The sequence below is a fragment of the Bacillus sp. FSL M8-0166 genome, from assembly GCF_038008825.1.
GTDB lineage: Bacteria > Bacillota > Bacilli > Bacillales > Bacillaceae > Bacillus > Bacillus safensis.
This window is the reverse complement of record NZ_JBBOZZ010000001.1, coordinates 2,103,630-2,116,904: the sequence shown is the minus strand read 5'-3', so window position 1 is coordinate 2,116,904 and position 13,275 is coordinate 2,103,630. Positions and strand designations below refer to the sequence as shown.

General features: G+C 44.1%; 13 protein-coding genes. 9 read left to right on the top strand and 4 right to left on the bottom strand.

Features of this window, described 5'->3' with window-relative positions; genetic code table 11:
- Position 1 precedes the first annotated feature (1 nt).
- On the top strand, positions 2-847 hold the full coding sequence (gene ablB / locus NSS92_RS11100; RefSeq protein WP_340867946.1) for a putative beta-lysine N-acetyltransferase: 846 nt from the start codon (positions 2-4) through the stop codon (positions 845-847).
- Here the strand turns inward: ablB and NSS92_RS11095 are convergent.
- Positions 842-2,500, bottom strand: coding sequence for a PucR family transcriptional regulator (locus NSS92_RS11095; protein WP_267587922.1), 1,659 nt, complete (start codon positions 2,498-2,500; stop codon positions 842-844). The genes ablB and NSS92_RS11095 overlap by 6 nt on opposite strands.
- 191 nt (positions 2,501-2,691) lie before the next feature.
- Here NSS92_RS11095 and NSS92_RS11090 point away from each other — a divergent pair, with 191 nt between their 5' ends.
- Genes NSS92_RS11090 through NSS92_RS11075 form a run of 4 tightly spaced genes read left to right on the top strand, consistent with a single transcriptional unit; the run spans position 2,692 to position 6,676 of the window.
- The gene (locus NSS92_RS11090) at positions 2,692-4,056 is read left to right on the top strand and encodes an aspartate aminotransferase family protein (protein WP_340867944.1); all 1,365 of its coding nucleotides are present in this window, start codon (positions 2,692-2,694) and stop codon (positions 4,054-4,056) included.
- Positions 4,057-4,068: 12 nt separating this feature from the next.
- Positions 4,069-4,755: a CoA transferase subunit A gene (locus tag NSS92_RS11085; protein WP_340867942.1), complete on the top strand. Its 687-nt coding sequence runs from the start codon at positions 4,069-4,071 to the stop codon at positions 4,753-4,755.
- Positions 4,731-5,396 (top strand): 3-oxoacid CoA-transferase subunit B, encoded by a 666-nt coding sequence (locus tag NSS92_RS11080; RefSeq protein WP_268428398.1) that lies wholly within the window; start codon positions 4,731-4,733, stop codon positions 5,394-5,396. The genes NSS92_RS11085 and NSS92_RS11080 overlap by 25 nt, the downstream gene beginning before the upstream one ends.
- 14 nt (positions 5,397-5,410) lie before the next feature.
- Positions 5,411-6,676, top strand: a complete 1,266-nt coding sequence (locus tag NSS92_RS11075; RefSeq protein ID WP_340867937.1) for a peptidase — start codon at positions 5,411-5,413, stop codon at positions 6,674-6,676.
- A 32-nt stretch (positions 6,677-6,708) separates the two neighbouring features.
- Here the strand turns inward: NSS92_RS11075 and NSS92_RS11070 are convergent, their stop codons facing one another.
- Positions 6,709-6,930, bottom strand: a complete 222-nt coding sequence (locus tag NSS92_RS11070) for a YgaP family membrane protein (protein WP_267587926.1) — start codon at positions 6,928-6,930, stop codon at positions 6,709-6,711.
- Positions 6,931-7,055: 125 nt separating this feature from the next.
- Here NSS92_RS11070 and NSS92_RS11065 point away from each other — a divergent pair, with 125 nt between their 5' ends.
- Entirely contained in the window at positions 7,056-8,798 is a 1,743-nt protein-coding gene (locus tag NSS92_RS11065; protein WP_197198120.1) for an adenine deaminase C-terminal domain-containing protein, read from the top strand.
- A gap of 560 nt (positions 8,799-9,358) precedes the next feature.
- Positions 9,359-9,673, top strand: coding sequence for a YerC/YecD family TrpR-related protein (locus tag NSS92_RS11060; RefSeq protein ID WP_024424524.1), 315 nt, complete (start codon positions 9,359-9,361; stop codon positions 9,671-9,673).
- A 256-nt stretch (positions 9,674-9,929) separates the two neighbouring features.
- On the opposite strand, the gene NSS92_RS11055 is transcribed toward NSS92_RS11060, so the two are convergent.
- Positions 9,930-11,510: an FMN-binding glutamate synthase family protein gene (locus NSS92_RS11055; RefSeq protein ID WP_340867929.1), complete on the bottom strand. Its 1,581-nt coding sequence runs from the start codon at positions 11,508-11,510 to the stop codon at positions 9,930-9,932.
- A gap of 139 nt (positions 11,511-11,649) precedes the next feature.
- On the opposite strand from NSS92_RS11055, the gene NSS92_RS11050 reads away from it, so the two are divergent.
- Entirely contained in the window at positions 11,650-11,880 is a 231-nt protein-coding gene (locus NSS92_RS11050; protein ID WP_046314118.1) for a hypothetical protein, read from the top strand.
- A gap of 45 nt (positions 11,881-11,925) precedes the next feature.
- Here the strand turns inward: NSS92_RS11050 and NSS92_RS11045 are convergent, their stop codons facing one another.
- Positions 11,926-12,276 carry a DUF2283 domain-containing protein gene (locus NSS92_RS11045; protein WP_340867925.1) on the bottom strand — a complete coding sequence of 117 codons (351 nt, stop codon included), beginning with the start codon at positions 12,274-12,276 and terminating at the stop codon, positions 11,926-11,928.
- 274 nt (positions 12,277-12,550) lie between these two features.
- On the opposite strand from NSS92_RS11045, the gene NSS92_RS11040 reads away from it, so the two are divergent.
- The gene (locus NSS92_RS11040) at positions 12,551-13,243 is read left to right on the top strand and encodes a heptaprenylglyceryl phosphate synthase (RefSeq protein WP_056767551.1); all 693 of its coding nucleotides are present in this window, start codon (positions 12,551-12,553) and stop codon (positions 13,241-13,243) included.
- Positions 13,244-13,275: the final 32 nt, after the last annotated feature.

Below are 13,275 nucleotides of genomic sequence, written 5' to 3'. Positions count from 1 at the left end.
TATGGTGCAATTGAAGGAACTTGCGAACGAGCGTTTTTCTGCCTCGATCTGTATTGATTCATTTAATGAGCGAATTCGTTTAGATGACTACAGCGGCAGTGTGCGGGATGTGATTCTGTCGGTTCTAAAGGAAGCGGCGGACTGCAAGGCTTCTAAGGTCATTGTGAAAGTCAGGCGTGAGCATATGCCTCTTTTTTTAGAAAAAGGCTTTCGGCTTGAAGGCGTGTTTTCTCATTATTTCCTTGGAAGTGATGCGTATGGCATGTCTCTCTTTCTGACGGAGGATCGCATGAACAGCCCGTATTGGCTGAAGGAAGATGAAATTGTTGCGTCTATTCAAGAAAAGCCTCTCAAAAAAGATCAAGGCACGTGGCAGGATGAGTATGTGATGAGGAAAGCGGATACGCAGGATATTCACAAGCTGGCAAAGCTCTATGATACCGTCTTTGAAACGTATCCTACGCCAATGAACGAGTCAGATTATATTCAAAAGGTAATGGAGGAAGGGACAGTCTTTTATGCCGTTGAACATGACGGGCACATTGTGAGTGCGGCATCCGCTGAAATCAATGCGCCATATGGTCATGCGGAATTAACAGATTGTGCGACCCTTCCATCATACAGAAAACTAGGATTCATGCATCATTTGATTCTAGCACTCGAAAAAGAACTTCAATCCATGCACATTTATGTCTTTTATTCTCTCGCACGTGCACTGTCCTATGGAATGAATCAAGTGTTTTATCAGCTCGGCTATACGTATACCGGCCGTTTCCAAAACAACTGCTATATTTTTGACAAAATTGAAGATATGAATCTATGGGTGAAAACGCCGAATGAATCATGAAATGGTTCTCATCTGATCAAGCAGACCAGATAGGCGGTACGCCATAATACTGAGCTGCAGCTTCATCCGATCATCCGTGGATTTGAGGCTGCAGCCTGTTCTCGTTTCAATTTGTTTCAGCCGGTAGCTTAATGTATGCCTGTGAATAAACAATTCCCCCGCAGATTTTTGAATATTTTCATTGTGTGCCAAATACACTTCGAGTGTATGGATCAGGTCAGCCCCCTGTTTTTTCGTATAAAGCAAGGGACTTAACAGCTCCACGTAAAAGTCATGCAAATTCATACCCGCTTCATTCATTTCAAGAAGCATCCCGTATAAGCCGAGCTTCTGATAATGAATGATGCATTCGTCTGTTTTTAAAAGCGGAAGAAGCCTTGCTGCATACTGCGCTTCCTTCGCGCTTTTTGAAAAGAGACCGATCTGGTCATAGGCTCTCCCAATGCCAATCACAATCGGATGGACGGGAAAAAAATAAGACCATGTGCTCCGGCACTCCTCTGCTGCACGATACCACTCCGCTTCTTGAAACGGTTTTTTTCCTGCTGGTGTAAGAACAAAAATGGAATCGAGCCTTGTCTTAAGTAAAAAAGGAATATGTCTGCGTTCAAATATCGACGTGAGTAATTGAGATAGGCGCTGCATCATTTGGTGATCGAGCTGTGTGTGCTGATGCTGAAATTGAAAGTAGATGACCACCTGCTCATCGCTCATATCATATTGCAGCTTTGTTGCTTGTTCGACCACATAGCTTTCTTCTGTGTATTGCTGCTGCAAAATATCATCTAACAAATGACCTTGCATTTGGTTTTCTGTATCTTGAATGGCTTTTTGCTTCAGCCATTCAATCGCATACACCGCCCCGGCATGCTCGATGGCAATCGCGTCGAGATGATGCCACGCATCCTTTTTCTTTAAAGATACAATAAATCCGAAAATATCGCCCATCGCAATCACCGGACATGCAGCGAGGACAAACGCACCGCACGTGTCATAAACGAGCCGTCCTTTCTCCTCAGCCTGCTTGAGAAGAGGCGTCGTTTCGATTGGTTCATGATCTGTTTGAAAGCCAAAGGCAGGAGAATACATTACTTCCTCTGTTTCGAAGTGAGCTGCTGTTTGATGTAAAAAAACATCAAGCACGACGATGTTTGCCGAAGTGAGATGTGCCAGCTCATCTGTAATTTGTGTGACATTTTTATTGCTGACATTTAAATGAGTCAGTCTTTGATGAATGGCTGAAGAATATTTAAGCTGATGGAGCTGGCTGCTGACGATTTGCTCTAGGACGGCTTTTGTAATGTCTGAGAAGTTGACATGTGAAGGAATCTCGATAAGTGGAATGCCGCTGTTTTTGGCAGCTTCGATCAGTGATGCAGGAATTTCCGTTAAGTATACGCCTTTATAAATCGCAATGGCCGATAGACGATGAGATTGAATCAGCTCCTCAAGCCGGGTGCGCCTTTCCCTATTGTCTGCAAGTCCAAAGCCGGTTGTGACGAGCAGCTCCCCTTCTGAAAGCCTTGAAGTATCTTCGATAATTTCCACAATGGTCACCCACTGAATGAGGCGGTCCAGTCCATTTTCCCCAGCAAGCAGCTTTGTTTCCTTCATGATATCGAGCGAGAGTGCATCTTTGACGAGAATCGCCATAGACTCATGACCTCCTTTTGAACACTCTTATACACGATGTATAAAAAATGCGTGTGAAATTCGGGCATGTGGCGAATGGAGGATGACTGCCCTCTTGATTAAGCTAATCTTATAACAAGTATACAAAATTTTCTTGCGATTCATGAAAAAAGAAAGATGCAGCTGCTGACGAGAGAGGGAGGAATGACAAAGTGGAGACCCGGGATTACTTAATCAAACCGATGTTGAATCAGCATTATCCTGTGGCTGTGAAAGGAGAGGGGATTTATTTATATGATCGGAACGGGAAAAAATATTTAGACGGCTCATCGGGTGCTGTCACGGCAAGTATTGGACATGGCATACGAGACATCATTGATGCCATGACAGAGCAAGCGGAAAAGGTGAGCTTTACGTACAGATCACAATTCACAAATGAACCAGCAGAAGAACTTGCCTATGAATTGAGTACGCTCTGCCCAGGGAACCTGAACTGGTCTTTTTTTGTCGGAAGCGGATCAGAGGCAACAGAGACCGCCATGAAAATTGCCATTCAGCATTGGCAGGAGCAGGGGAAGGCTGAGAAGAATCACATCATTTCAAGATGGATGAGTTATCACGGCATCACACTCGGTGCGCTGTCGATGTCAGGTCATATTGCAAGGAGAGAGCGCTTTGAACCACTGCTCGAAAAACACCCGGTGCTGTCTCCGCCATACAGCTACCGTTCGTGGCTGCCAAAGGAAGAAAGCAAGCAGGTCGAATGGTATGTACAGGAATTTAAAACCGTCATCCAGCGTATAGGAAAAGAGAGGATTGCGGCTTTTATTGCAGAGCCGATTGTTGGAGCAGCGGGCGCGGCGCTTGTTCCGCCAGATGGATATTTTGAGGCGATGAAGCGAGTTTGTGAGGAAAACGATATTTTAATGATTGCAGATGAAGTCATGACAGGCTTTGGACGAACTGGGAAAATGTTTGCCATGGAACATTGGGGCGTCGTACCAGATATTATGGTACTCGGAAAAGGCATGAGCGCCGGCTATTCACCGATTGCGGCAGCTGTCTCAGCAGATCATGTGATTGCACCGATTCTCAGCGGTTCGGGTTCTGTGATGGCGGGCCACACTTATAGCGGCAATCCGCTTTCAGCAGCTGTCTCACTGGCTGTCATTCGATATATGAAAAAACACCAGCTTTCAGAACGGGCTGATTTGTCTGGCCGATATTTAATGAATGCTTTAAAGAATTTGCAAACAAATCATTCCATCATAGGAGATGTGAGAGGAAAGGGACTGCTCATTGGCATTGAGTTTGTCGCAGACCGATTATCGAAAACACCATTTCCTGCCCATGCTCAAATGACGCACTTAGTTGTGGAGACGGCCAAGCAAAATGGTTTGCTTGTTTACCCAGCAAGCGCTGGAGAGGATGGTGTGGGAGGTGCAGCGGTCATGATCGCACCGCCGCTTTCTATTACGCAGCAGGAGATGGATGAACTGATTCATTTATTCGGGCAGACAATGACGCAGGTCGAGCAAGAAGTCATCAATCGAGGGTTTTTCCCATCTGCCATGTAGGGAGGAAAGATGATGAACAAAACAGCGAACTTTGATCAAGTCATCACGCATTTTAGAGACGGAATGACCATCATGTTTGGCGGCTTTGGCGGTGTGGGGTCCCCGCCATCATTGATCGATGCCATCCTAGAAGCCAATATCAAAGACCTGACATTGATCGGAAACGATGCAGGCTTTCCGCAAATCGGTGTTGGTAGGCTGATCACAGAAGGAAGAGTGAAGAAAATCATTGCTTCTCATATTGGCTCAAATCCAATTGCCGGGCAGAAAATGCAGGCGGGTACACTAGACGTTCTTTTTTACCCGCAGGGCATCCTAGCAGAAAAGATCCGAGCAGGCGGGATGGGTTTAGCAGGCATTGTGACAGATGTCGGCATGGATAGCCTCAATCTTGATGAGAAACAATTGGTTCGGCTGGATGGAAAGAAGTATATTCTTGAGCCTGCACTGACTGCGGATATCGCGATTGTGAATGCCCTCAAAGCAGATGAAGCAGGGAACCTGATTTTTGATAAAAGTGCGCGGAATACAAACCCGATTGTGGCGATGGCAGGAGACTGGACCATTGCGGAAGTAGAAGAGATTGTGCCTGTTGGCGGGCTTCATCCAGAGGAAATCGTCACACCAGGCGTATTTGTGAACCAGATCGTGCAATCAAAAGGAGTGAACTGGACATGGGCATGGGAGACATCGATTTAAGACACCGCATAGCCAAACGCGCGGCACAGGAAATTGAAGATGGGATGATCGTCAATCTTGGGATCGGCATCCCGACCCTTGCAGCTGAATACATCCCAGCACATTACGAGGTGTGGCTGCATGCAGAAAACGGCATTATGGGGGCAGGCGGTTCACCAGTACAAGGGGAAGAAGATCCGAATTTGTGCAATGCCGGCGGTTTTCCCATTACGTTAACAAAAGGCGGCTCATATATGGATAGCACAACCGCTTTTGGCATCATTCGCAAAGGGATGCTGGATATGACCATTTTAGGTGCACTTGAAGTCAGCAGTCATGGTGATCTTGCCAATTGGATTGTGCCAGGGAAACGAGTGCCGGGTATGGGTGGAGCGATTGAACTCGCGCAAAAAGCGAAAAAGGTGGTGGTCGTGATGAGCCACCTTGATAAACAAGGAAAATCTAAGGTGAAAGCAGCCTGCACGCTGCCTTTAACAGCAAAGTCTTGTGTGGATCTGATTATTACAGATATGGCAGTCATAGAGGTCAAGTCACAGCTGCTCATTTTGCGTGAAGTCATGCCGCCGTTTCAGCCGGAAGATGTCATGAGGGCGACAGAGGCACCATTAATTTTAGCGCCTGATGTCAAATCTGTTGTGTAGAAAGGATGACCGACTTGCAGCCAACCACACGTATCAGAAACTGGATGAAAGAGCATAAGGAGGAAGCCGTGACGCTTCTTCAGCAAATGGTGCAATGTGACAGCACACAAGGAAATGAGCAAGAAGTACAGCAAATTGTAGCAAATAAACTTTCTGCCATTGGCTTTGATGTTGACGTATGGGACATTGGCGGAGATGACTTGCTGAACCACCCGTATTTTTATTCCCCAAGGCGTTCTTTTGAAGGAAGTCCCAATGTCGCCGGACGATTGAAAGGAAAAGGGGGCGGCAAATCTATTTTATTAAATGGGCATGTGGATGTTGTCCCAGCAGGAGATCACAAACAATGGACATATCCGCCTTACAGCGGGCATATCATAAACGGGAGACTTTATGGACGCGGGGCAACAGATATGAAAGGTGGAAACGTTTCTTTACTCTTTGCACTTGAGGCACTGCATGCGCTTCAGATTCCGCTGAAGGGAGATGTCGTGTTTCATAGTGTTGTCGAAGAAGAGAGCGGCGGTGCAGGCACCCTTGCAGCCATACTAAGAGGATATACCGCAGATGCAGCCATCATTCCAGAGCCAAGTCATATGAAAATCTTTCCGATTCAGCAAGGATCTAAATGGTTCAGACTGCATATTAAAGGAAGGGCTGCTCATGGCGGAACAAGATATCACGGCGTTTCTGCTATTGAAAAGAGCACGATTGTCCTTTCACATATAGCGGCACTTGAAGAAGAAAGAAATCAGCGAATCACTGAGCCGCTGTTTCAGCATATCCCAATCCCGATCCCAATCAATATCGGGAAAATTCAAGGCGGTGATTGGCCATCCTCCGTAGCAGACCTTGTCACAATGGAAGGCAGGCTCGGGGTGATGCCGGGTGAAACGGTAGAACAGGCAGAGAAGGAATTAGAAAATTGGATGGCAGGACTCGGAGAAAAAGATGAATGGTTCCAAGAGCATCCTGTTGAGGTCGAATGGTTTGGTGCAAGATGGCTTCCGGGGTCAATCGATACGGATCATCCGCTTTTAGGTTTATTGAAGGAACAATATGAAGCGGTCATGAAGCAGCCGCCGAAGATCGAAGCCGCCCCTTGGGGAACGGACGGCGGATTACTGTCACAGGCGGCTGGTATTCCGATCATCGTGTTTGGACCTGGAACAACGGAGCTTGCCCATTTTCCGAATGAATCCATCGACATTGAGCATGTGATTGAAGCAGCAGAAATTATTGCAGGGACAATGGTCGAATGGTGTGGAGCAGCGGAATGAGATGAAAATGATCACAAAAAAAGAAGGCTGCCTTACTCAGCCTTCTCTTTATGTGTGTTCTGCTGCTCACACATATATGTCACTGGACAAAAACGAAGAATGCCAGATCCCAGTTTCATACCGCCAAACATGATGCTGAAAAGCAGCATTTTACTCCATGGTTTTCTAGCATATAAGGATCCAGCCACAGTACATATTGTCATTCCGCAGGCAATTCTAATGAGCGCTTCCATTAAGCCGAGATTAGGTTTCATTGAAGGTGAATCTCCTTTTTTAAATTATTTTAAGTGTGATTTCAAGAAATTGTAACGTTTCATTAATGCGTAACGTGGTTCGTTATGTTACGATAGGGCTAATACAAATGAAGGAGAGTATGTGAATGTCCGAACGTACTTTTAATTGGAGAAACAATGACATCCGCACACAAATCGATGTAGTCGACTCAAAAATAGTTCCAACACTCCTTTTAACGAATGGACTCGTGCTTAACCCGTTTTTGAAGCAATGGGTGAAGGCAAATATTTGGATACATGATGATCGAATTGTTTATGTCGGAGCAGAGCTTCCTCAAAATAAATCAGCTAAACGTGTGATTGATTGTGAAGGGAAATACATTGTGCCTGGGTATATAGAGCCTCACGCGCACCCGTTCCATATTTATAATCCCCAATCACTTGCAGAATATGTGTCTCAATTTGGCACAACAACAATGGTCAGCGATAACTTATTTCTTCTTTTGCAAAGCAATGAAAAGAAAGCGCTTTCCACTCTATGTGAATTAAAAAAGCAGCCATTTCAGTATTTCTGGTGGTCCAGATATGATCTTCAAACGGAAGTCAGATATGAAGATGAGATGCTGCCAGTCAACTACCGGAAGGAATGGATTGATCATCCTGACGTCCTCCAAGGCGGAGAATTAACAAGCTGGCCAAGATTGATGGACGGTGATGATCTCATTTTATATTGCATGCAAGAAACAAAGAAGCAGAGAAAACGAATTGAAGGGCATTTCCCTGGAGCTTCTGAGAAAACGCTAACAAAAATGAAGCTGTTTGGCGCGGACAGTGATCATGAAGCGATGAATGCGGATGATGTGTTAAAACGCTTGTCCCTTGGCTATCATGTTTCATTGCGGCATTCTTCCATCCGTCCAGATTTAGTGAACATTTTAAGAGAACTGCATGAGCGTGACTTTAGACATTATGACCACTTTTTCTATACAACAGATGGTGCTGCCCCTCACTTTTATGAGGAAGGCATGATTAACCGCTTGATTTCAATTGCCCTTGAAGAAGGCGTGCCGATCATTGATGCGTATAATATGGCGACATTTAACATTGCAAAATACTATCAAATTGATGATTTATTAGGCGTTGTTGGCCCAGGCCGTCTGGCTTCATTGAATATTTTAGATGATCCAATGAACCCAAACCCTGAAACGGTCATATCTAAAGGGGTTATTCTCAAATTAGATGGCGAGAACCAGCATCAATTCCAAGAAACAAAATGGGAAAATGGCGGGCTGGCTCCATTAGATTTAGGCTACGACCTCACGATGAGTGATTTACAATTCTCTATGCCGCTAGGTGTCAAGATGAGAAATGCCGTTATTATGGAGCCTTATACAGTGGAAATTGATAACTCAATTAACCAGCTGTCATGTGACCATGATCAAAGTTTCTTTAGCCTGATTGACCGAAAAGGCGAGTGGCGTGTGAATACGATGCTAAAAGGGTTCGCAAACAAAGTGCAAGGCTTTGTCAGCTCATTTTCGCTCACGGGTGACATTTTAGTGATCGGGAAAAATAAAGAGGATATGATGCTTGCACATAAGCGGATGAAAGAAATTGGCGGGGGAATCGTACTCACAGAGAACGGGAAAATTTTGCACGAAATCCCGCTGCAATTATCAGGCTGTGCATCGGCTGAACCGTTTGAGACTGTTCTTCAGCAGGAACAAACATTACGTGAGCTGCTCATTGAGCGCGGCTATCCATTTGACTGCCCAATTGATACACTTGTCTTTTTTCAAAGTACACATTTGCCGTATATTCGAGTGACACCAAGAGGAATATTTGATGTCATGAAAAAAACTGTACTCTTTCCGTCTATAATGCGTTAAAATATAACAGAGTGGAGCTGTATCATCTTTGCCACATTTCTGACTGCTGTTATAGGGCAGAAGTGAGCCATGGTTCTCTTCACTGCCATTTAAGTGATCATGATCTTATGTGGAGCTGTTGACAAAGCAGAGGGCTTTGACATGACGAATGAAGTACTCTAATTGTAAAATGATTCTGTCGGTTACGCTGACCGGCCAACATATTTTGAATGATCGAGCAAGGCGGGGCGCATTTTTGTGGTCTCGCCGAGCTTTCCGCAAAGCCTGTATATGAGGGCAGAAGACCTAACCAAGCAGAAGTCATCTTTATACCGGAAGCAAACAAGTTTGTCAGATTGTCATACAAGGAAAATGACAGAACTTGTCGAATTTGTTTACGATAAAGAAGCTTCGGCTCACGAAAGAACCTGACGGCATTTTCAGCGTAGAAACAAACCTGTCATGATCTGTTCAAAGCTCATTGCTGAGGTTTTAAAAAAATTAGTCAGGAAAGATACCGCTTTCTCAGAAGAATATTGTGCGAAGCGGTGTGGCAATAGTAAAGGAGAAGATGTATTAAGATGCAAATTGATAAATTAAGGGGCAAAAGCTTAGATCAGTTATTCAACTCCATCTTATCCCTTAAAGACCTGGAAGAATGCTATCGATTCTTTGATGATTTGTGTACCATCAATGAAATCCAATCTTTATCACAGCGTCTTGAAGTAGCGCGTATGCTTCGCGAGGGAAACACGTATCATAAAATTGAGACGGAAACAGGTGCAAGCACCGCAACCATCTCACGTGTCAAACGCTGCTTGAACTACGGAAACGATGCCTATACGATGGCTCTTGACCGCGTAGCCGAACAGCAGGAAAATAACGAAACAAAATAAAGCAGCTTTCACTGTAAACAATCCTTTTCACAAAAAATGGACTTGTTTGCAGTTTTTTTATGAAAAGGCGGGCAGGGGCTGATAAAGTGTCCCTGTCTTTTTTACTTTAGCTCGCCCATAAACCATTCTTTCTCCTTCATAGAAGATGCCATCTTCGCTTGAGATGATTTCCTTAAACTCTACTGTTTGCAAATTCTTTGAAGTTCTTTATAGCGAAAATATCAACAAAAAAGGCGCGTTTCCGCACCTTTTCGAGCTAGATAGATGGCTGTGTGCCTGAGAACATCGGCACTTCGCTTGTTTCGCCATTCTCTTGTCTAAAGATAATATGTTTTTCATTAAAATGAATAGGCGATTCTATTCCCGCAGCTGCGGATAAGTTAAACAAGCCTTCTCTTAGAGACAGGATATAATTGCATACTCGGTATTTTTTTTCTTCAATCGATAAACCCTTTTGCAGCTTTGGATCAGTCGTGGCGACCCCGACTGGGCATTTATTCGTGTGGCAGACTTGTGCGCGAATGCATCCGACTGAAAACATGAGTCCTCTGGCAATATTCACAAAGTCAGCTCCCATTGAAAGGGCAATCGCAATTTTATCAGGCGAGAGAAGTTTGCCAGAAGCAAAGAGCTTCACTTGATCTCTGACACCGTATTCTTTCAATATTTGATGAACCATTGGGAGTGCCGTGAAAATGGGAAGCCCGGCAGAATCCGCCAATTCATGAAAGGACGCGCCTGTACCGCCTTCTCCGCCATCAACTGTAATGAAATCAAGGTGTTTCCCGCTTTTTTTCATATAGCTGGCAAGCTCTTCAATATTTTCTTTATGTCCGACAACAAGTTTGATTCCAACTGGCTTTCCGCCTATACTCCGCAGCTCCTCAATGAAATTAAACATGTCAGGAATGGAGTGGAACATCTCAAATCGGTTGGGGCTGTCAATGGATTGGTGAGGCGGTAATTTACGGATATTCGCAATTTCTTCCGTCACTTTTTCGCCGTCAATATGACCGCCGCGTGTTTTTGCTCCTTGTGCCAGCTTGAGTTCAAAGGCTTTGACTTCCTCGTGTTCGCTTTTTTTCTTGAATTCTTCAAAGGAAAATGCGCCATCCTCTGTTCTGACGCCAAATAAACCGGGCCCAATCTGGCAAATGATATCTGCGCCGCCTTTGAGGTGATAAGGAGAAAGACCGCCTTCACCTGTGTTCATCCACGTACCGCCGGCCATTTTTAATCCTGAGGATAGAGCTGTAATCGCCCTGTCGCCTAAGGAGCCGTAGCTCATGGCAGATTGACCGATCAGTCCTTTTACATGGAAAGGCTTTTGACATGTGTGTTTGCCAATGACTTGTACATCCTCTTGATGGAGAAAGTAAGGATTTGCTTCGACTTCTTTGACATGTTCACTTCTTCGCAGTAAATTGTCTTGATCAATCTGATATACTTTTGTTTTGATTTTTTCAGATTGATCAATGCGAAGTTCATTTCGCTGCTTTGGAAACAGGACGTTTCGAATGTAATAGCCTGGCTTGTCAAAATCACGTTTTGATCCAAAGCCCATCGTCCGGCTTTTGTATTTTCCAGACATGACCGCCTGCTCGTATTCTCTTCTTGAGAAGGGCAGCTCCTCTCGGTCATTCAGAAACAGATATTGGCGAAGCTCAGGTCCTATTTTTTCAAAGATAAACCGCAGCTTTCCAATGACCGGATAATTCCGCAGAACTGAATGTTCTTCTTGTTTTTCATCTCTCATCCAAATCCAGATCAATAGAATGATTGGGATGATCAAAAAAATGATTAGCAATGTGCCGATGATAATTAAGGTTGTGGTCATGAAGTTCCCCTCTTTTCTCTTTCGTTGCTGTTGTTATTCCACTTTTTAATGAAAGAGAAACCACATCAACATATTGTGACGTTTAGAAATGAAAAGGCGGGGTAACTTACAAATAAGATCATAAGGGGAGGGAACATACATGAATAAGCGTCCAAATGCGTATGTACTTGCAGGATTAGGGGTTGGAGGAGCTGTGTTATTAGCGGTAAAAAACAAACAGCATCTGAAAAAATGGGCAGGCATGTTCCGGTCAGATGAAAAGGTTCCTGAAAAAGCCGGCCACCCAGATCCATTAGATATCCAAGACAACAAGATGGTCGACGAAGGGGCCATGACATCCGTCCATTATTTTAATGAAGTGAGACAATAGTTTGGAAAACCGTTTTGAAAGGTCAAAACGGTTTTTTCTTGTTTATCATTTGATGTTATATCGAAGAGGATCGACAATGGTAAAACCGATCAGCCCATTGTGATCAGGTGTAGAGAATTGGAATTCAACGCCTGACAGATGATAGGTTGAGAGAACTTCCTGATCCGTCAAACGTAAAGAAAGCTCATCCTCATAAACCGGTACGTTCCGCAGGACTTCGGATTCTTCCGCAAATAACTCCAAGCCAGCCACTCGGTCCTCTTGATCGATATCTACATTGACACATTCATTGACATCTAATTCAATGGTTTCATTGATTTTCATATGCTCCGCTTGCGGGGTAATATAGATGTATCCGATGTTTATATTTTGTTCATATGTAATCGTTCTTTTCAACTGAGTCACCTCTGCTCAATAGATGGTTTTTAAATATATAGTAAAATATTCCTTTATTGTATAATAGCATGTGACAAAGTGCCAAAATATCAACCTCTTTCAGCTCCTCTTCAAGTGGATTTTTTCATCTATTCTCCAGCAATTTTATGTAAAGTCACGATCACCCATTTTCAAAAGAATGAAACTTTTAGCTGAAGGAGGTTACCCATTTTTTGCAGTCACTGATTTTGTTATAATATTTAAATGGAATGAAACGAATGGAGGAACATTTTTCATGTATGATGTTACCGAGTGGAAGCATGTCTTTAAACTCGATCCAAATAAAGAAATTTCCGATGAACAGCTAGAAGCAATTTGCGAATCTGGGACGGATGCCATATTGATTGGCGGAAGTGATCATGTGACAGAGGACAACGTGCTTCAATTGATGTCAAAGGTCCGCCGGTTTCTTGTGCCTTGTGTGCTCGAAATCTCCACACATGAGATGATTGTGCCTGGCTTTGATCTGTATTTCATCCCGACTGTCTTAAACAGCTCTCACCCTGACTGGATTGTTGGGCTCCATAAGGACGCAATGAAGGAATTCGGTGATTTGATGTCAATGGAAGAGATTGTGCCTGAAGGCTATGTCATCTTAAATGAAGATTGTAAAGCGGCCAAGCTCACAGAGGCAAATACAGCGCTGGATATTGATGACGTCAGGGCATATGCAAGAGTGGCAGAGCATTTGATGAAGCTGCCCATTTTTTATCTGGAATACAGCGGAACGCTTGGAGACATAGAGCTTGTCAAAGAAACAAAAGCAGTGCTTGATGAAACAGTTCTTTTTTATGGCGGCGGCATCGAGAACGCTAAGCAGGCAAAAGACTTCTCCCAGCATGCAGACGTCGTGGTTGTAGGAAACGTTATTTATGACAATTTCAAAGAAGCATTAAAGACAGTGGATGCAGTCAAAAAGTCATCATAGTCAAATAAGACGAAACGGGTTAAAATAGAACA